Source organism: Candidatus Methanoplasma termitum, from assembly GCF_000800805.1.
Classification (GTDB): domain Archaea; phylum Thermoplasmatota; class Thermoplasmata; order Methanomassiliicoccales; family Methanomethylophilaceae; genus Methanoplasma; species Methanoplasma termitum.
This window is the reverse complement of the sequence record NZ_CP010070.1, coordinates 1,250,228-1,272,274: the sequence shown is the minus strand read 5'-3', so window position 1 is coordinate 1,272,274 and position 22,047 is coordinate 1,250,228. Positions and strand designations below refer to the sequence as shown.

Genomic DNA, 22,047 nt, shown 5'->3' with positions numbered 1-22,047 from the left:
GATGAGACCGTCCGGATTTATGATAGACATGGACGGCACCATTTACAAAGGGAGTAACGTGATCCCAGGCGCCGTTGAAGCGATCGATCTTCTCATCAAAGAAAAGATTCCCTTTGTTTTTCTGACTAACAATTCGTCACACACAAGGGAATATTATTCGGAGAAGTTGAAGAAGATGGGGTTCAGGGTCGGTAAGGAAAGGATATTGACGTCAACGATCGCAACGGCGAGATTCATCAAAGAAAGAAGGGTGGGGAAGAAGGTTTATGTTATTGCGGATCCGGATGTGACAAAGGAGATCGAGGAGCTCGGAATAAAGAGCCGCGAGGACGATCCGGACATCGTTCTGCTGACATTCGACAGAACGATAACTTTCGACAAGATCAACAAAGCTTATCACTACATTATGAAAGGCGCGGAGTTGATCGCCACGCACCCCGATGACCTTTGTCCGATGGAAGAAGGGTACGATGTTGATATCGGACAGTTCATTCATCTGCTTTCGTATTTAACTGGAACTTCACCGATAATAGTCGGCAAACCGAGCGGACTGATGCTTGAGATGGCGGCCGGAGAGATGGGAGTCGATAAGAACGGTGCGGTAATGATCGGCGACCGGTTGTACACGGATATGAAAATGGCATCAAATGCGGGAATAGGTTCGATATTGGTATTAAGCGGAGAGGCGAAGATGTCCGATCTCGAGGGAAGCGATGTGGAACCGAGTTACATCATAGGTTCTATCGCCAAATTATCGGATATTTTGAAGAAATCTTAACAGTGTGACCGGACCTCTAAAAAGCATCGTCCACAGACATTATGAAATTTGGGAATTACAATTGCATCTTCTATTGATTGAATCATCAGGACTTCAGCTCATTGATTATTGTGGCGTTGGGTTTTCAAATAGTGGGCAAAGAGACCTATGTTGTCTGTTATAATCTCTATAACAGCGACTACTTCGAAGAGTATCTTTTGAAGAACACTTACATGGACAAACGCAGCACCACAAGATATGGTTATGGTAGCGTCTAAAAGACCCCCGATGGAAGGCACACAATGAAACGGAATCTGCAGATAAGGTTCAAGAACAACGAGGCGAAGTCGCGAAAGACCTGAGGTCTAAGTCATAAAAGATTCATTGTGTTCACTTCCGATCCTTTGCGGCGAAATGAAAAGTTAGTATAGCTGTAGCCGCCGCCCTTTATATTTCATTCCTGAACCTATAGGTTCATGACCGATCTTAACGAGAAGGAATACAAAGGATTCGAAGACATAAAACACAAAGACGAGAACGGCGAAGAGTATTGGTTCGCAAGAGAGCTCGCAGATGTTCTTGAGTACAAAGAGTGGAGAAATTTTTCGAAGGCGATCGACCGTGCAATGCTTGCCTGCAGGAACAGTGGGTTCGAAGCGGCGGAACAATTTGCTGAGGTCAGCAAATCTTTAGAAGTGCCAAACGGCGGCATTCGAAAAGTGAAAGACTACAAGCTTTCCAGATACGCTTGTTATCTGATAGTTCAGAACGGAGACCCCCGCAAAGAGATCATCGCATTGGGCCAAACCTACTTTTCAAAACATATACAAAAGACGCAACACAAAGAGAAAAAAAGGAGAAATAGTGTTGTATCATCCTGACAGTTCTCTGAAATTAGAGGTACTGGTCGACGATGAGACCGTTTGGCTAACACAGGCACAGATGGCGGACCTGTTTCAAACGACGAAACAAAACATTGGCATACACATAAACAACGCATTCAAAGAAGGTGAATTGGAAAATGACTCAGTTGTAAAGGAATCCTTTACTACTGCCCCAAATGGTAAGAGTTACCGTACAAGATACTATAATCTGGATGTGATCATATCGGTCGGATACAGAGTAAAATCGCTCAGAGGCACGATCTTTCGCAGATGGGCCACAAAGACCCTGAAGGAATACATTCTGAAAGGCTATGCCATAAATCAACGATTCGAACGTGTTGAATATCGTCTTGCCGAGCACGATAAGAAGATAGATTTCTTCGTAAGTTCTTCGCTGCCGCCGGTTGAGAGAGTTTTCTATGAAGGACAGTTTTTCGACGCATACGCTTTCGTTGCGGATCTGATAAAGTCAGCAAAGGAATCGATTGTGCTTTTGGATAATTATGTCGATGAATCTGTTCTGTTGTTATTATCAAAAAGATCTTCCGGCGTTCCGGCGGAAATATTCACAAGAGATATTTCGCCCCAGTTAAGACTGGATATTAATAAACACAATAAACAATTCGAGCCGGCGATAGTACGCGTGTCAGATAAGTTTCATGATAGGTACCTTATCATCGATCACACGGTCTATATCTTTGGCTCATCGCTGAAAGACCTCGGAAAGAAGAGGTTCACCTTTATAAAATTGGAAACTAAGGATGAGGATATCTTGGAGGGACTCTGAACAAAGCATCTTATTCTACTTGGGTCCAAGAACCAGCACCGTTCTTTCAGCAAAATACGACATTGTATAACTGTGGTCTTTTCTGTAATGAACTCCAAAAACGCCATTTTTTGGGATTGTATTTAAATAACATGCGTACAATATAAGGAACCATCCGCACGCGGATAAAGGGATGCATTCGGATCGAAGGATTACGTTTGCCCGGGGATGGGGTAAAGAACGTGTACTTGAAGCAAATAGAGTTAGAGAACTTCAAATCCTTCGGGGGGAAACTTACGATACCCCTGATGGAAGGTTATATGGCAGTCACGGGACCGAACGGTTCCGGTAAATCCAACATCACCGATGCGATCCTGTTCGTTCTGGGCCCGAAGAGCTCCAAGGCCGTAAGGGCCGGAAAACTCACAGACCTCATATTCGACGGCGGGAAAGCAAAAAGCAAAGCGGGATTCACTAAAGTATCCCTTGTTTTCGATAACGCCGACAGGATGATGCCGTGGGATGACGACATCGTCCGCTTGACGAGATACGTCAAAATATCGGATAACGGAACAGATTACAGCTCATATTTCTACGTCAACGACAGAAAATCCTCATTGACCGAGTTCGACAGCCTTCTCACAAAGGCAAGGATATCCGCCGATGGATACAACATGGTGCAGCAGGGCGACGTCACCCGCATAGTTCAGATGGGCAACATGGACAGAAGGAGGGTCCTCGACTCGATCTCCGGGATATCGAGTTACGACGCCGACATCGAAAAGGCGAAAGGAGAACGCACCGAGGCCGAGACCAACCTGGAAAGGATAAACATAGTCGTCGAAGAACTCGATAAACAGATCGAGAAGCTTGAAAAGGACAAGGAAGACGCCAAGAAGTACATCGAAACGCAGAACCTTCTCGAAGTGGCCAAAGCCCAATCCGTGCACAGGCAGATGCAGATAGAAGAGGCCAAGCTCGAGGGGCTCAACGCGCAGATAATCGCCATCGACAAGGACATACAGGTTCTCAACCAACGCAAAGAGGCGATAAAGGCGGAGTACGCCGCGAACGACATCGCCATCAAGGCCAAAGAGAAAGAGATCGAGGACCGCGTCGGGCCGGAGTACAGGGAGATCAAGGATAAGATCGAGAAGGCCAAGATCGACATGGCAATGCAGAAGGACCGTGCCGAAAGAGCGAACGACGACATCGGAGAGCACGAGGTCGTAAAACACGGGCTCGAGGACGCCGTCAACGCAAATCTGGCAGAGCGCGACGGTCTATCGGTCACTCTTAAGGAGGTCTCCGACAAGCTGAAGGTCAGCGAGAAGAAGCTGAACGACGCGAAGGCCGAGGATGCCAAGATCAACGAAGAGATGCTGAAGCACGGCGGCGAACACACAAAATTACAGAACAGACTTAATGATCTGGAAGCCCAGATCGATCAAAAAGAGGTTGCCGAGCAGGAAGCCGAGGTCTCTGCGGCGAAGGCATCCGCACTTGCGGAAGAAGCGGGAAGGTCCAAGGCGGCCCTGGACGAGAGGCTCAAGGCCTCGGACTTCGAAATAAAAGATGCGGAATGGAATCTCAAGGAGATCAAACAGGAGACCGGCGGCGGCGCAGAGGACATCTCAAAGAAGATAATGGAGTCCAAGAGGAAAGAGGCCGAGCTGGAAAAGCAGGAGAACGAGCTCAAGGAAGCCGTCAGGAGACTGGAGACGCAGTACAGCGAGCTCATGGCCGAAAAGAAGATCACCAACAAGTTCAACAAGGGCGACGAGGCGGTCGACGCCATCATCGAACTCAGGAACAAAGGCGCCGCATCCGGTATACACGGGACCGTCCAGGAACTGGCGACCGTTCAGCCCGGGTACGAGACGGCATTATCGGTCGCCGCGGGCGGGAAGATGAGATCCGTCGTCGTCAACGACGACCAGGTCGCCGCAGACTGCATCGCATACCTGAAGAAGGAGAAGCTCGGCAGGGTGACCTTCCTGCCGTTAAGCAAGATGGTCCCGGGCAAGCCTCGGGCAAAGGCGATCATGACCGTCAAGCAGACGGAGGGGTACGCCACCGATCTCATAGATTACGATCAGAAGTATGCGAACGTGTTCTGGTATGTTTTCCAGGACACACTCGTTGTAAACACGATGTCCGACGCGAGAGCGATCATGGGCGGGATAAGGATAGTCACCAAGGGAGGAGAACTTCTCGAAGCATCCGGAGCGATGACGGGAGGGACCCTCAATACCCAGAATATAATGAAGTTCGGCGCGGCATCCGAATCCAAGCTGGATGAAGTGAGCGCGAAACTGAGGGCGGCCAACGATTCTCTGGATGGTCTCAGGGCAAAGCTCAAAGAGATCAGGGACGGCATCCGCCTGATGGACGATGAGATGAGGAAGGTCTCCGGCGCGAACATGGGCGCCCAGGCGAAGATCGGCCAATTAACGGCGAAGATATCCGAACTGAAGAGATCCAGGCAGCTTGTGTCCGATGAATTCAACACCAAGAGCAGAGAGCACGCCGAAGCCGAGAAGCGGCACAAAGATTCGAAGAAGGCTTTGGAAGAGGTATCCGCTCTGCTTGACTCGATGAGATCGGAGAGAACGGAATTAAGAGAAAAGATTGCGGAGATAGCTCCCGCGGAGATGCAGGAAAGGATACAGAAGATAAGGGACAACGTCTATAATTTCACGAACGATGTATCAGAACTGCGTTCGCAGAAGAACTCCCTTGAAACGGAGATATCCGGGCTGAACAAGCACCGCGAGAATCTGGAAGGTCAGATGAGGACCGTCCTCAAGAAGATATCCGACTGCAAAGAGGATATTGAAAGATACGGAAAGGAGATGGAAAGGATAACCGTCGAACTCTCGGCTCTCAGGAAGATCGAGACCGAGATGGAATCGGGCATCAAGGATCTGAGGGATCAAAGGGACGCTCTGGTCGAAAAAGGATTCAAACTCTCCGGAGAGAAGGACTCCGTACAGGATAAGCTGGAGGTCAAGACCGGAATGAGATCCTCCAACGAAGCTCAGATCCTCATCGTCAACGAGAGCCTCGGCCAGCTTAAGATCGAGATAGCGGAGATCAAAGTGGAGGTCCGGCAGCCCATCCCCTCGGAAGAGGAGATAAGACGCACCATCAAGTCCTGCGAGAATGTACTCGCAAGGATAGGCAACGTCAATCTCAGGGCGATAGAGGATTACGAAGAGCGCAAAGCAAGGTTCGATTCTCTGATGGCTGATGTCGGAAAGCTTAAGACCCAGATCAAGGAACTCAGCGATCTCACGGAGTCCCTCAACTCGCAGAAGAAGGGGCTGTTCATGCAGTCCTACGACGCGGTTAACACGAATTTCAAAGTGATATATGCTCAGCTCTCCGGCGGAGGAGAGGCATTCATGGGACTGGAGGACGAGAAGGATCCGTTCCTCGGCGGTCTGACGATCAACGCCAAACCGAAGAACGGAAAACTCCTGAGGCTGGAAGCGCTGTCCGGGGGAGAGAAGTCGCTCACCGCGTTAGCGTTCATATTCGCCATCCAGGAGTATCAGCCGTCACCGTTCTATGTGTTGGACGAAGTGGATATGTTCTTGGACTCGGTCAACGCCGAAATGGTGGCGAAGAGGGTAAAGGAGAGCTCGAGGAAAGCTCAGTTCATACAAGTATCACTCAGGAAGGTAACATTAGCGATGGCCGACCACCTTATCGGGGTGACCAGGCCGCCGTCCGGCATCAGCAAAGTGATAATGCAGCCGGACCTGGCAGAGGTATCGAAATACGAAGAAGAGGCTTTGAAGGAACAGCTGGAACAAAAAGAGGATAAGACAAAGAAAGAGTGAAGGGAAAATTAAAAAGGATGGATGGGATGGGAATGGAAGAAACAATGAAGAAAGAAGACATGGAGCAGCATTTACTGTTCCATAAGGCCCTGTCGGATGATGAGGAATCATTCGACAGGATCAACGGATACATGGATATTCTGAACAAAGCAGGCTCGGGAGAGAAGCTCAACGACCCGGTGGATGAATCAATAAGATCGGCGTTCAGCCTTGTGATCGAGAACGGGATCGACCCATGGGAGATAGATCTCAGGGAGTTCGTCAAACTGTATTCGAGGAAAGTGGCCGAGAACAGGTTCGATATGATCGTGGCGGGAAAGCTCCTGCTCATGGCATGGAAGGTCCTCAGGATGCAGTCGGAAGTGACCTGTTCGAGATCGGACGAGCCGCTCGAAGAGGAGTTCTTCGATTTCGACCTGGAGGATGAGGACCCCGCAATGGTCGTTCCGGAAGTGGCATTCAGGGAAGCGTACACCAGGGATTCGATACGCCCGGTGACGATGTACGAACTTCTCGACGCTTTCGAAGAAGCGAGGATCGAGATGGAGGTCCAGCGCGAGAGGGAAAGAGTAAGGGTCGAGCTTGAGGAGAAGGTCCCGAAGAAATTCGACAACAAGGCCCACGACGAGGACGACAAGCATGATGTGGAGCGCATCTGGGAAAGGATCGTGAGGCTTGGTTCAGGACCGATACCTTTGGACGAGTTGTACATCGGCGACATAATGGAGACGCTCAGAGCGTTCGTCGCTGTGTTGCATTTGGTGAGGGACGGCAGGCTGGATATCTATCAAGCTTCATTACCCAGAGGGGAGATAATAATCGAGATGAAGGTCCCGGGGATACCCACTACGATAGAGTCCAGAGAAGAGCAGGAACAGATCGAGGCGGTGAACTGAGGTGGACGGGAGGGGCGCGGTCGAGGCGGCACTCTTCTCCAGCCCCGAAAAGGTGAACGTCGAGCAGATCGCGGAAAGAACGGGGATACCCGTGGATGACGTCAAGGTCGCTTTAAGGGATCTTAAAAAGGAATACGACGAACGCGAGTCGGCGATAATGATCGCCAAGATCGGCAACGAATACAAAATGATGCTCAAACCGGAGTACTCGGAGGTCACCGGGAAATTCGCAAAAGCGGAGCTGACGGGCGGCATGATGCGCACGCTCAGCACCATTGCGTATAATCAGCCGGTCCTGCAGTCCGAATTGTTCAACGCCCGCGGCGTAAGGACGTATGACGACGTACGTGCGCTGGTGGAGATGGGTTTTGTGTCTGCGAAAAGAGTGGGTCAGACCAAAGAACTGACGACCACGAAGAAATTCTCGGAGTATTTCGGCATCGGCAGCACCAGGAAAGAGGATATCAAGAAGTGGATAGAGTCTCAGGCAAAGAACATCGGGAATGAACGGTGATCCCGCATCCGAACGGAAAAGATGAGGTTTGTTCAGGGAACTTCCGATCGCAGCCGGAAAGGCCACCCTCCATTTATGACGTGCCGCCGTCAATATATTTATTCCATTAAAAGTTGGTCTGTCACCACTATAGCCACTCGTTTTTGATAAAGGTTGTTACCGCATCCGCTGATCCTACCCATAAAAACAACCTAAGGTCGTCCCCATGTTCCGATGCCGACCGTGGAGGCATCGGTCTGTGATATCCATTAACCCATGCGGTCGGGTCCCCCGCAGTTCCGCATCATCGATTTATTGCCCGGCCCCGAAGGCCATTTCCGCGTTCCCGATATGCCCGACGATACTGTATCGATTTTCTAAGCGACCACGAAGGCCAAAAAGAAGCCGACATCCTTTCCCGTCCGGCTGTGCTTCACCGCATCCCGATCGTTCATGATCATTCTGTCTGCGCTGCCTCCATCTCATCCTCTATCTCGTCGGAATCGGCGAGATATCTTGTCACAGCCATCACTGTCGGGTCTGCGGAATACTTCCTGTCCCGGGTCACCATGGCCCAGATCATACGGGCCATGGAATTCGCACATGCCACCAACGCCTCGTTGTGATGTTTGCCGTTGGCCTTCAGACGTTTGTATTTCTCGGATATGAACGAGTCCGCATGGTTTATGTGAACGAACGTTGCCTGGCACAACAGCCTCCTGAGTTCTGGGTCCCCTCTGCGGCTGATCCCGCAGTTCTTCGGTCTGTCGGCGGATTCGTCAAGTTTGGGAGTTATACCGGCAGATGCGGCGAATGCCCGCCCATCCACGAAACGTGTCATATCATCGGCCATGCACGTGACATACGCCGCAGACAGGATACCGAATCCGGGGACCGACCAAACGATATCGAACATCCTGTTGCCTTCCATCCTGTATCGGATCATCTTCTCCGTCTGAGACTTCCTCGCTTTGATACTCTCGGCCTTCGCCGCATCCAGAATGAGAATGTGGTCCCCCGTTGCCTTCAGCTCCCTGAGGGCAAGAACACAGGTGATGTCGGAGTAATCGCGGGACAGCTTCATTCCTCTTATCAGAAGATGGGATCTGATCTGTTTTTTCAAAGCGGTCAGATCGTTCCTGTCGTTGATATCGAACCTGCACAATTCCCTCTGCACCAGCACCTCCCGCGAAGGCATATGGGCGACGGCGAACTCGATCTCCCCCATCAGCCGCCTGCGCATATACCCCGCCAGTTCAGCAGCGTCGTTATCATCGTTCTTTGTTTTGGACCTGGTTATCCTGTACAGGTCGGCGGCATGGGCCACCGTCACTCTGAACCCGAGATTGGTCAGCATCCAATAGACGTCGTGAGACTTGGTCGAATTCTCTATCAGAATATACGCATCCTGACCGTGAAGACGGTTCGTCAGTCCTACCATTCCCGCAGCGTCCGAAGGGAACCTCCGGAAATCGGCGTTGAATCTTTCCAAAAAATCCAGGTTCTTCTTTCTCGGCTCTTCTTTGCCTGCGTACACTGCAAACGCCGCACATTTTTCCTTATGCACATCTATCCCGATCGCTATTTTCATCTATGCGTTCCTCCTCCAAAACAGAGGACCGCTTCCGTACGCACCGGAAATCGGTTATTTTATAACCTTGCCGCCCATCATACATACGGTCTGTGGTTTTCTGTTGTGGTAAACTAATATCACAGACCAACTTTTAATGAGGGCGGATTTTACTTAAAAATTTCCCATCTATTATTAATAGCTCTTAGTGTATTTCACAATAATGGCCTTTGGGCCAGAGGGGGAGTAAATAGGAACGGACGCAACAAGCTGGCATTCTTGCTGGCATTCTCTGTGTTGCTGATGGCGGCCGTAGTGCCTGTCAGCATCGATGCGATAGGAAACTTTAATTCCGTCTCAGGAGGTCCGTCCGGAACAGCTATAAAGACCGTCGACGATCTGATGAATGTAGCAAACGATCTCGGCGGAGATTATTATCTGGATAATAATATTTTCTTCATCGGCCAAGAAGCCGATACGAACGGCGGAGCATATATGAACGTATCCGCTGTTTTCAACGGAACAAATACGCTGACAATAGCGGTCACGCCCGCCGATCCGACAATTGCAGTAACCGAATTCAGGGCAGCCATAAACTCCAATATGGTTTCCGTTACAACCAATGTGATCAATATCTCGGTCGTCGGGCAGGGAGAATATACGATCACGGCCGGGGGAAAGATGGTCGGTGGAACGCTCCTGTCCGAAGATACATTCGCATTCTCTCAGACCGTTACCCTCACAACAGGCACATCAGGGACCGTTCTTGATGTGGATATTAACAGCAATGGTAACTTTACGCCGATCGGTTCCTACAGTACCCCCTTCGCAGGAACCTTTGACGGCAACGGATACGCCATATATGGGCTGAATGTAGCCGTTTACAACCCCGCCGGAGCCGCATACGCGGGTCTGTTCGCTTGCACTGGCCCAACAGCGGTAATAAAGAACCTCGGTGTCGAACCTGACAGGTACGGCAGAGGATCGGTATTCGCAATATCGATGACACAGTCTTATGCGGGAGGCATAACGGGCGTTTCCAAAGGTTCGCAGATAACCGACTGTTACAACTCGAACAAAGTGGCGGTATTCAGCAATGATCCGGCCGATATGGGGTGTGCGGGAGGAATAGTCGGTTCCGATATCGGAACGAATGCCGCCAATGTAATATTGAACTGCCGGAACGGAGGTGCGGTCACAGCTCTGACGGCAAGCGGAAAAAGGATCTCCGCAGGCGGAATAATCGGCGCCACCAACTATACTTCTATCGAAGGATGTAACAATTCAGGCAAAATATCATCAATCTCTAACATTGAGGGCGGCGGCACCGATGATACAGTGTCCGCAGGCGGCATAGCTGGTTACGTAAAATCCCTGGCAGCATTCAATACAACAAACTCATACAACACCGGACTTATTTCGGGCGAAGCGACATACCGTGACGCCAGGATAGGGGGGATAATAGGTTTCATCGACACCACCAACCTGCCTGTATCAACGCAGATATCTGTGACGAGGTGCTACAACACCGGCAAACTTCAGGATGTGTTCTATAGAATAGGTACGAACAACGCCGCGACGCAGGTCGGAGGTATAGTCGGAGAAATAGCGGCATTCTCCGGGGCCGGGACCGCGGCAACGAATGTTACTTTGAACATAACGCAATGTTACAACACAGGAGAGATCAACGCCAATACACAATGGAATGTATTTGCGGGCGGCATCCTCGGGGAGGTCGACAGAGCATCGGCAAGCATCACCGATTGTTACAATGTCGGCAGTATAATCGCAACATCCACAACAGATGGGGTCAACAAGAATGCCGGAGGCATAATGGGTGCGGCGACAGCTACCGCAACAGGCATCCATATTTTCAACTGTTATAACGCGGGCACACTGACACTTACCAATATACTAAGTCCCGGAGGCATTCTCGGAAGCAGCCAAGGTGCTTGGAACACTGCGGCCACCAGGATAATCAACAGCTATTTCCTCACGAACACCGCTGTTACCAATTTCATCAGCGGAGGTCAGACGACCGTTCAGTTCAGGGACGAAGTAAATGCAAACACCCCCGCAAGCAGCGGGACGACCGCAAATCCCGTAAGATCGACTGCTTCTCCTAACCAAACAACGAACGCGTCAAAGAGCAGCTCGGACATGCGGCCGACGCTTGCGGTAGCTCAGGCCGGAGGTTCGATATTCTTCACAGGAACGACCACAGTGGGCGCAGGAACGGTTCAGAGCATTGTCCCTGGCTGGGATTTCACAGACAACACAGGCATTTGGACTATAGACGGTGTGATGAACAGCGGTTATCCGGTACTCCGGGCATTCGTTCAGGATGTTTCGCTTACGCCCGATGTTACGACCGGAAAGACGATAACAATATCTCCCGAATATTACGGACAGACCCATCCCCAATACGACCAGTATTATCTGGTTGGCGATGCGGCAACATTCTCTGTTTCGTCCGTATTGGATCCAAACAACACAGGTCAAACGGTTCAATATCAATGGCAGACGGCAAGCGTACCTGCCGCTGGATCAAGTCCTGTATGGTCAAATATACCTGTCAACCCGGTGGTCGGAGCGAACGGCTCGAGCTTCACTCTTTCCCCAATAGAAGGAGCGGACAACGGTACGATGTACAGGTGTGCCGTAACATCGCCGGGATACGGCGGGACAGTGTATTCGGATCCCGTTACGATCTATGTGATAACTCTCGTGACGGCGAAGGGAACGGGGTTCACGGCTGATACCGGTTTTATTCCGGATGGCAGTACGATACCCGATCCGGAGAGAGCGGTCTATGGCGATAAGCCCATTATTGCCCTTACAACCGCATCCGGCGCCGATGTGCCGGAAAGAGTGCAGGTCGTTATGAATGGTGCTATACTATCATACGGCGTTGATTTCACATATTATAAAAATACAGGAATATTAGTGATGCACAAGGCTGTCGACGGCGACATGACCATCACCGCAATATACGCCGTGACAGTGAATGCGGCGGGGGCGGCCTCATGGGTGCCTATGACTCTGCTCTACGGTGATATGGTGGGAGCGATAACATTCAGCATCGGCACCGCCGATGTACCGACAGGCTTCCTGGTCGTGATGGGAGGCTCGGTCCTTGTTGCCTCTGGACAATACACTTACGATCCCGCGACGCCTGGAACAATAACGATCTCAGGAACCGCAGTTGGTAACATAACGGCCACCGCAGTATACACAGTGACATTGGAAGGAAGTGGATTCGGCATAATGCCGGATACATCGATGTTTGGTGATGCATACTCTGGGACAATATACGCCGTGGGAACCGCCGCCCTGCCTGCGCATGTAAAGATCACTGCGGGCGGCACCGTAATGACGTCTGCCGACTTCACATACAGCAGTGCCAACGGAACGGTCACGTTCACCGTGGCCACACCAGGCAACATTGTGGTAAAGCCCATATATACAGTAAGGCTTGCCGCAGACCCGGCGGCGGTCTCGGTGTCGAACCTTTCGTACACCATAACCACTTCGGCAGGGGCGACGCTCGGCCCCACAATATACACAGTGCCATTCGAGGTCGGTGCCGATGATGTGCTGAAGATATCGGCGGCGGACCCGTCGGCCTCGCCGGCAGGATATGATTTTACCAGATGGTCTGATGATATTCCGACGATATTGACAGGCGCCGTCGATTACACCTTGTCCGACTCATCGGCCTACCTTACGGCCGGAGCGGTGACGTTCACAGCCGGCTACCAAGCTCAGGGCGGCTCGGGTGGCTCTCAGATATTCACAGTGACGCTGGCGGTCAACCATTTAACTATCGCATTGTCTGACCTGACATACACAATAACCACACCCGGAGGAATGATACTGGGTCCATTTGTTTATACAGCACCTTTCAAGGTCGGCATAAACGAAACGCTGGATGTCGGCGCAGCGGCGGTGGTAGGGTATGGCTTCATTAAATGGTCCGATGACGACGGAATGGTCGTATCGGCCGCTCCGAACATGACGGGTGTAGACCTTACGCCGTACAAAAACGATATGCAGGTAACGTTCACGGCGGCGTTCAATGCTGTACCTAAGACATACTACATAACATCTAACAGCGACCCCAATTCCAGCATCGCTCCGAAAGGAAATATCGCCGTCCAGGCGGGAAACGACCGAACGTTCGCATTCTCGGCTGCGGATGGCTATATCATCGCATCGGTCACCGTGGACGGAACGCCGCTTACTCAGGCACAGATCGACGCCGGCTCTTACACTTTTTACAGCGTGAATACGAACCACACTATTGGAGTGAGTAGCAGCAGGGGTTCACATGAACCGATAACCATGACGATCAATATTGAGGGAGGGAACGGCCACGTTGTATACAGCGTGAACGGCTCTCCGCCCATGGAGTATGTATCGCCTGTGACCTTCGAGAGCGGCGACAATGTAATCGTGACCGCTGTGCCCGATGACGCATACGAGTTCGATATGTGGACGAAGGGAGATACGATCATCACCCAACAATCGGTCTCCTTCAACGGCGCAGATTTGTCTGTGCCTCTGAAACTACACTTCATAGAAAGCGGCGACAGCAGTCTTTATATTCACGTCGACACCGGATGGCTGTGGGGAAGCCTTTCTGTATTAGTGTTGCTGATCTTCATAGGGCTGATTGTATGGTTCATCCTGTTCTGGAGAGTGCCCGGATTTATTATTACGGTCAGAATGAACGGCGAAGCCGTCAAGGGAGCAAATGTAACATTCACATTGGCCAAGGGTAAAAAGACCGAGAACGGGGTCAAGCGCACCAACTTCAAGGGCCGGTTCAGGGTTGCGGCAAAGAAGGACTCGATCGTGACGATCTCGATGATCGAAAAGGACGGTAATATTGCTTCAGGTGTTCCGCTCGTAGTGGTGATGGAAAACAGGAGAGAGGAAAGAGAAATCAATTTTATATAACGGCGATCATTGTCCGTTCACCGTGAATGATCTTCTCAGCGTTGCACAGTCAATGCACGACCCTTTACGGCAACTTCACTAGGAAAAAAGTCTCTCTGCGTAGCATTCTGCCTCCTATGCAGCCATAATTCATTCTGTCGAAGAACCAGTTAAATATTCCGACACAAGGTGAGCATATATATGGATGCTCTCGAATAGCCCCAGATCTATTTTTTTCTTTACAGGCGGCGTACAGGATTATTTAATTTATTCTAAGTAAAAAAATTTGGGTTAATAATACTAATATAAATATTATCTATTCTATATATCAAGCGTACGCTGCAGAATTTTTTCAATAGCGTGAGAGGCAGATTAATATGATGGAGCGAAGCAGGTTAGCGCTGTTGGCTGTATCGGTCCTGTTGATTGCAGCTATAATACCCATTGAATTAAACGGACATGGAAGTACAAGCTACGGAGCGCAGGTCGGTACTCCGATAAAGACGCCACAGGATCTACAGAACATTTCAAGTAATCTAAACGGGACGTACTATCTCGCCAACGACATATTCTTCGGCCCCGGGGACGATCTGAACGGAGGTTACGATGTTGACATAGTTGCTTACTTCGACGGAAGCACCAATCTGACAGTTACGCTCACATTCCACGATCCAGGCGTCTCGGTCGCAAGCGGAAGTGTCGGAGTAAACTCGCAAATGGGCAGTTTCGTTGGCAACACAGCGACACTAAACACTGTCATGACCGGAGATTACACTCTGATGATAGGGGGGATGCTGAACACAGGAGGCCCCCAAGAACCATTCGCACTCGCAAGATATACGACCTTTCCTGCGGGGGTTGCCGGAAATGTGCTGAATCTAACCTTCAACAGTAACGGTAACTTCACACCGATCGGTACGGCTTCTACTCCTTTCTCCGGTAAGTTTGACGGCGACAGCCATTCAATATACGGGCTGGACGCCGCAGTGTATAATCCAACGCTTGCGGTCAGCGGCCTATTTGCATACGCAAGTTCTACTGCGACGATATCGAACGTAGGGACGGTCCTGGACAGGAACGGAGAGGGTTGGTCCTTCGCGGCATCACAGGTGCTGGCGTACTCGGGGGGCATAGTCGGTGTTTCTCTCGGATCAACGATAACCAACTGCCATAACTCCATCTTCGTTTCAATGGCGGACAACGGTGCAGGTATGGGATGTGCCGGAGGAATAATAGGAACAGACAGTACCGGCACAGCCTCGACACCGTCATCCACCATCACAGACAACTGGAACGGCGGCAGGGTCGTTGCCTTGACCGCCAACGGTACAAACGTCGCCGGAGGCGGAATAATAGGGTGTACGCGTTTTTCTTCGATAAGCGGATGCAACAACTCCGGTCATGTCTTCTGCGTATCGAATGCTGCCGGCACAGGTCAGGATATGATCTACACCGGAGGGATCGCAGGTTACGTAAACCCAAGAGTATCACCTTTCACAATAGATAATTCATTCAATACAGGCTTTGTTACAGGCAAGTCAACGTATCGTGATACGCGTGTCGGCGGCATAGTAGGATTCATGGAAATGGATGGTGTGGCGGCGACAGCATCAATAACGATCTACAGATGTTATAATTCAGGATATCTCGATAATCAATTTTTCTTGGTGGGCGGCAACAACGGCTCGACACAAGTAGGCGGCATAGTCGGCGAGATAGCGTCAACGAGTAAGAACGTCAGGCCGACTCCGTTGATCCAACAGTGTTACAATGCCGGAGACATCTATGCGAACTCGCAATTCAATATCTATGCTGGCGGTATTGTCGGAGAATTGGACTATACCTCTTGCAGAATAATGGATTGTTACAATACCGGCCACATAACCTCTACCGGTACCAGTGCAGCGAATGAAAGAGCGACCGGAGGAATGGTAGGTACAGCTACAGGCTCGACATCGAATCTTATAATGTCTAACTGCTACAACATCGGCACGCTGACCACGACCGGGCCGAGTTCGTCGAGCGGCGGGATGATCGGACTTAATAGCGCCACAGTCAATAACGGTACGACATTCTTCAGCTGTTATTCCCTCGATACGGCCTCTGCCACATTGTATACAAACGTTGCCGGTGTCACAATACATCCGGATCCGGGAACACCCAACCCGGCGAAGAATGCCACTTATGTTCAGACTTCCGCTCGGTACAACACTACTCAAATGAGGCCGTACCTGGTTAATGCACTCGCTCCGATTCCCGGCAACTCGATATACTTTACTGGGACATGGACAGGCGCTACGAACGGAGCAGGCACAGTAAGCGGATGGAATTTCAACAGTATATGGACAATAACGGACGGCACGGGCGGCGGTCCCATATTGAATGATGGATACCCTATTCTCCAAGCATTCGTCCAAACGGTTTCTCTCGATACAAATCCCGACAGTCCGACGAATATGAATATCTCCATTGACCCGAACTCGAATTACTATAATCAGATCGATCCGCAGTACGCTCAGTATCAGGTCGTGGGCGGGCAGGTAACATTCTGGGTCGATTCGGCCCTGACTCCGGCAACCTTGGGGCAGACGCCCCAATATCAATGGCAAGTAAGCACAGACGGCGGGTCATCATGGACTAACATTCCGGGCGCCGTAGATGCAAGATTCACTCTGTCGCCGGTGATCGGCACAGACAGCGGCAATATGTATCATGCGGTAGTGACAGCACCGGGACTCAGCGGATCTGTGACGTCAGATCCCAACACGCTTTATGTGCTTGCGACCGTATCTGTATTGGGGCCGGCGGCTCTGGAAGTCGACACTGGATTTATCGGAGAGGGCGAAGTCGCGGTCGATCCCGATAAGGCGGTCTATGGCGAGATCCCTCAGACTATGGTCCTTTCAACAATGGATGGTTCGGATCTGCCCGTTAACGTTGCGGTTATCATGGGAGGCAGAAAGCTTCTGAACAGTGAGTTCACGTATGATAATTCAACCGGAGACGTCGATATTTCCATTCTCGTTGATGGTGACGTTGTCATAGCAGCATTCTATGAGGTGACATTCTCGGTCACCGATAACATTACGATGACCATTGATTCAACCATCAGTGCGACAGGGAATGATGTGATAATCATCGATGCCGGCACAGTTGCGGTGCAATATGGAAGCGATGTCGTCATAACAGTGACGCCCGGCGACCCCGGCGGGGACTATGGATACCGCATCGCATGGACGGTCAACACCGTCCCGGACAGCGAGGTTAGTAATACACTGACCCTCACCAATGTGACCGAAGTAACAGACGTGTCAGCCGATCTGACGTGGACAGCTGGCACATATATGGTCAACATAGATGCGACCCTCGATGGAATGGCATGGAACGACGGATCGGAACCGATATTCACGCTGGTCTTCGCTTCGAACGGTTTGAATACATTTCTCAACGGCACCGCACTGCTCAACGGCACTTACAGCATATACGCGAACGGCTTCGACACCGGACAGACAATAACGGTCAGCGGCGCGGCGGTCAACAGAACGCTGGATTACTTCACCCTCACTTACGCCGTATCCGAATCCGGGGTCACGATGACCTCCGCATCCACCATAGCCCTTAACCCGGCGGCGGACGGAGCGAAGGTCATAACCCTGGGGACCGGATCGGCGGCGGTGCTCGACGGCAATAACGTTACAATAGCCGTGACGCCCGGCACACCCAGCGGCGACTACAGCCACACCACGGCGTGGACCGTGACGCCCGTCCCGAACGCCGCGACAACGGATTCCATAACGCTCACTATATCCGCGACGACCTCCGCGTCGGCCGCTCTAACCTGGACCGAGAACACCTACGCCGTCACCGTATCCGCGACCCTCGACGGATCGTCATGGACGGTACCGACGTTCACCCTGGTCTCGGGTTCCAGCACCTTCGCCAACGGCACCGCACTTCCCAACGGCACTTACAGCATATACGCGAACGGCTTCGACACCGGACAGACAATAACGGTCAGCGGCGCGGCGGTCAACAGAACGCTGGATTACTTCACCCTCACTTACGCCGTATCCGAATCCGGGGTCACGATGACCTCCGCATCCACCATAGCCCTTAACCCGGCGGCGGACGGAGCGAAGGTCATAACCCTGGGAACGGGATCGGCGGCGGTGCTCGACGGCAATAACGTTACAATAGCCGTGACGCCCGGCACACCCAGCGGCGACTACAGCCACACCACGGCGTGGACCGTGACGCCCGTCCCGAACGCCGCGACAACGGATTCCATAACGCTCACTATATCCGCGACGACCTCCGCGTCGGCCGCTCTCACCTGGACCGAGAACACCTACGCCGTCACCGTATCCGCGACGTTGGACGGATCGTCATGGACGGTACCGACGTTCACCCTGGTCTCGGGTTCCAGCACCTTCGCCAACGGCACCGCACTTCCCAACGGCACTTACAGCATATACGCGAACGGCTTCGACACCGGACAGACAATAACGGTCAGCGGCGCGGCGGTCAACAGAACGCTGGATTACTTCACCCTCACTTACGCCGTATCCGAATCCGGGGTCACGATGACCTCCGCATCCACCATAGCCCTTAACCCGGCGGCGGACGGAGCGAAGGTCATAACCCTGGGGACCGGATCGGCGGCGGTGCTCGACGGAAATAACGTTACAATAGCCGTGACGCCCGGCACACCCAGCGGCGACTACAGCCACACCACGGCGTGGACCGTGACGCCCGTCCCGAACGCCGCGACAACGGATTCCATAACGCTCACTATATCCGCGACGACCTCCGCGTCGGCCGCTCTCACCTGGACCGAGAACACCTACGCCGTCACCGTATCCGCGACGTTGGACGGATCGTCATGGACGGTACCGACGTTCACCCTGGTCTCGGGTTCCAGCACCTTCGCCAACGGCACCGCACTTCCCAACGGCACTTACAGCATATACGCGAACGGCTTCGACACCGGACAGACAATAACGGTCAGCGGCGCGGCGGTCAACAGAACGCTGGATTACTTCACCCTCACTTACGCCGTATCCGAATCCGGGGTCACGATGACCTCCGCATCCACCATAGCCCTTAACCCGGCGGCGGACGGAGCGAAGGTCATAACCCTGGGAACGGGATCGGCGGCGGTGCTCGACGGCAATAACGTTACAATAGCCGTGACGCCCGGCACACCCAGCGGCGACTACAGCCACACCACGGCGTGGACCGTGACGCCCGTCCCGAACGCCGCGACAACGGATTCCATAACGCTCACTATATCCGCGACGACCTCCGCGTCGGCCGCTCTAACCTGGACCGAGAACACCTACGCCGTCACCGTATCCGCGACGTTGGACGGATCGTCATGGACGGTACCGACGTTCACCCTGGTCTCGGGTTCCAGCACCTTCGCCAACGGCACCGCACTTCCCAACGGCACTTACAGCATATACGCAAATGGTGTCGACACAAGTGTTACAGTTACTGTAAACGGAGCACCTGTCAACAAGACACTCGTCTATTATTCTGTGACAGCAGTTGGTTCTCTTAGTGTGATTCCCAATGTTGCAATTGAGAACACCACTCCCACATTCACCATTACTTCAACAGGCAACCTGCCGACGGGCGTAAGTATAATGATGAATGGCACTGTTCTTTCATTGGGAACCGACTTTACATATGACGACACAACAGGAGACATCACAATGATAACTCCTGTCAATGGCAGCATAGTGATAACAGGCGATCTCAGACTGACCTTCACATTCCCGAATGGTGGAATGGGAAGTGTTACAGTCTATGATTCCGTAGGCGTTCCATTCCCAGTCTATGATAAGTACGGCAACCCGAAGGGAACAGATGCCAATGCAGACGGCGACTACGTCGTTGTTCCGGCAAATGACAATAATGTAAGAATACTTGCTACTCCCGACTCAGGATATGTATTCATTGCGTGGGGCAGCAACGATCCCGCTGTGGATGGAATTATCAACAGCGAATGGACGCTGACAGTAACGGATGACACACAAATATCCGCGCTGTTCATGAAGCTCAGCGATACGTACAGGCTGGAGGTCGACGCCACCTCCGGAGGAAGTGTGGACCTGACGTACTCATTCAATGACGGAATGGGAATAAGGGCTCTTTCTGGATGGGTGGGTGCAGGCGGATACGGAATCTTCAATATTCCCAACGGCGAAACGGTCGACCTCACAGCCGTACCTGATGCCTCAGCAGGTTATGCATTCGTATTCTGGTCGGGGCTTCTGTCCACAGGGTCTTCATCTGTGTCAGTGAGCTCAGGGGGTACACTCACCGCTGATTTCAGGCAAGAGATCGTAACGTATCAGTTGACTATCGAGACAGGGCCGGGCGGCACTGTCACGTACTCATACGAAGATCCTGTGACACATGAGATAGTGACGGGAACGGTCGGCGACGGATCTGTCGGCGCAAGCGAGACGATAAATGTCCCAGATGGCGCCACGGTCACGTTGACGCCCAACCCCGGCATTGGATATAAGTTCACAAGATGGCAGGGAGATATCACAGGCAACGCACCCTCGGTGACGATTAGCTCCGCCGGTACCGTAATGGCAGTGTTCGAACAGACCCAGACCGGACCGAAGTTCTATTTCATCACCGCTACCGCCGACTCAGGCTCCACAATAACTCCGAGCGGAAAGGTCAAAGTGCAACAGGGCGAAAATCAGACGTTCACCTTCAAGGCGAAGGAAGGCTATAAGATAACCGAAGTGCTGATAGACGGCCTTTACAGTCTCACGCAGACTGAGATAAACAACGGTTCATACACCTTTACCAACGTGATGTCCAACCACACAATACAGGTGAAGAGTGTAGCGTCAGGTCCCGGAGAGAACGACATCACTCTTACGATCGATATCGTTCAGGGTGACGGATATGCAGAATACAGCGTGAACGGCGGAAACTTCATCAGATACACAGAACCGGTGACCTTACAGGTAGGCGACGACCTTGTGGTAAGGGCGTTCGCCGCAGACGGCTATAAGTTTGCCAAATGGGAGACACCGAATGTTGAGACAAGCTCCGTGCTTACCTTCAACGACCTCGGAAGCTCCCTGCACCTGAAGCTGTATTTCACGACCAGCGGTCCCGGCGATATCGGCGGCCACAATAACTTCGACTGGCGGATTATCGTGCCGCTGATCATCATAGCCCTGCTGTTGCTGCTGTTCTTCCTGCTGTGGGTAAGATCAGGGCTGTTCCTGCTGGTAACTATGGGAGGAGAAGCAACGAAGGATGCGGCGATAACCTTCAGAGTGGACAACGATGACGGCAAGACAAAGAACGGCATCAAGCCCTCGAACTCCAGAGGAAAGCTCAGGATACCCGCGAAGAAGGACTCCACGGTCACAATCACCATGGCGGCCAAGGACGGACGCATAGCTGTCGGTCTGCCTCTGATGGTCTCGATGGAGAACAGGAGAGAGCACAGGGAGATCGTCCTTAAGTAAATGACGCGCAGACAGTTTCAAACGGATTATAACCATTTTCCAAACAAAAGGGGATCTTTCTCCTTCTTTGTCTTCTTTATTTATTCCATTAAAAGTTGGTCTGTCACCACTATAGCCACTCGTTTTTGATAAAGGTTGTTACCGCATCCGCTGATCCTACCCATAAAAACAACCTAAGGTCGTCCCCATGTTCCGATGCCGACCGTGGAGGCATCGGTCTGTGATATCCATTAACCCATGCGGTCGGGTCCCCCGCAGTTCCGCATCATCGATTTATTGCCCGGCCCCGAAGGCCATTTCCGCGTTCCCGATATGCCCGACGATACTGTATCGATTTTCTAAGCGACCACGAAGGCCAAAAAGAAGCCGACATCCTTTCCCGTC

General features: G+C 51.8%; 9 protein-coding genes and 1 pseudogene. 9 read left to right on the top strand and 1 reads right to left on the bottom strand.

Translation table 11 applies throughout. From position 1 onward, the window contains the following. Position 1: 1 nt before the first annotated feature. From Mpt1_RS06165 to scpB, 7 genes and pseudogenes are all read left to right on the top strand, one after another. Positions 2–778, top strand: coding sequence for an HAD-IIA family hydrolase (locus tag Mpt1_RS06165; RefSeq protein ID WP_052399370.1), 777 nt, complete (start codon positions 2–4; stop codon positions 776–778). A gap of 131 nt (positions 779–909) precedes the next feature. Beyond that, the gene (locus Mpt1_RS07495) at positions 910–1,035 is read left to right on the top strand and encodes an HpaII family restriction endonuclease (protein WP_158386793.1); all 126 of its coding nucleotides are present in this window, start codon (positions 910–912) and stop codon (positions 1,033–1,035) included. Positions 1,036–1,233: 198 nt separating this feature from the next. After that, positions 1,234–1,575: pseudogene (locus tag Mpt1_RS06160) on the top strand (BRO family protein); the annotation flags it as partial. 46 nt (positions 1,576–1,621) lie between these two features. Continuing rightward, positions 1,622–2,428, top strand: coding sequence for a RhuM family protein (gene rhuM / locus Mpt1_RS06155; protein WP_202965145.1), 807 nt, complete (start codon positions 1,622–1,624; stop codon positions 2,426–2,428). Between the two features lie 221 nt (positions 2,429–2,649). Beyond that, the gene (gene smc / locus Mpt1_RS06150; RefSeq protein WP_048113976.1) at positions 2,650–6,255 is read left to right on the top strand and encodes a chromosome segregation protein SMC; all 3,606 of its coding nucleotides are present in this window, start codon (positions 2,650–2,652) and stop codon (positions 6,253–6,255) included. Beyond that, positions 6,252–7,151, top strand: a complete 900-nt coding sequence (locus tag Mpt1_RS06145; RefSeq protein ID WP_238603110.1) for a chromosome segregation protein ScpA — start codon at positions 6,252–6,254, stop codon at positions 7,149–7,151. Before smc ends, Mpt1_RS06145 begins: the two co-directional genes overlap by 4 nt. Position 7,152: 1 nt before the next feature. Further along, entirely contained in the window at positions 7,153–7,665 is a 513-nt protein-coding gene (gene scpB / locus Mpt1_RS06140) for an SMC-Scp complex subunit ScpB (protein WP_048113145.1), read from the top strand. Between the two features lie 436 nt (positions 7,666–8,101). On the opposite strand, the gene Mpt1_RS06135 is transcribed toward scpB, so the two are convergent. Further along, positions 8,102–9,235 (bottom strand): IS110 family RNA-guided transposase, encoded by a 1,134-nt coding sequence (locus Mpt1_RS06135; RefSeq protein WP_048111096.1) that lies wholly within the window; start codon positions 9,233–9,235, stop codon positions 8,102–8,104. Positions 9,236–9,493: 258 nt separating this feature from the next. Between Mpt1_RS06135 and Mpt1_RS06130 the strand changes: the two genes are divergently transcribed. Both Mpt1_RS06130 and Mpt1_RS06125 read left to right on the top strand, forming a co-directional pair. Next, positions 9,494–14,176 carry a beta strand repeat-containing protein gene (locus tag Mpt1_RS06130; RefSeq protein ID WP_148305851.1) on the top strand — a complete coding sequence of 1,561 codons (4,683 nt, stop codon included), beginning with the start codon at positions 9,494–9,496 and terminating at the stop codon, positions 14,174–14,176. Between the two features lie 356 nt (positions 14,177–14,532). Next, the gene (locus Mpt1_RS06125; RefSeq protein ID WP_048113141.1) at positions 14,533–21,663 is read left to right on the top strand and encodes a beta strand repeat-containing protein; all 7,131 of its coding nucleotides are present in this window, start codon (positions 14,533–14,535) and stop codon (positions 21,661–21,663) included. Positions 21,664–22,047: the final 384 nt, after the last annotated feature.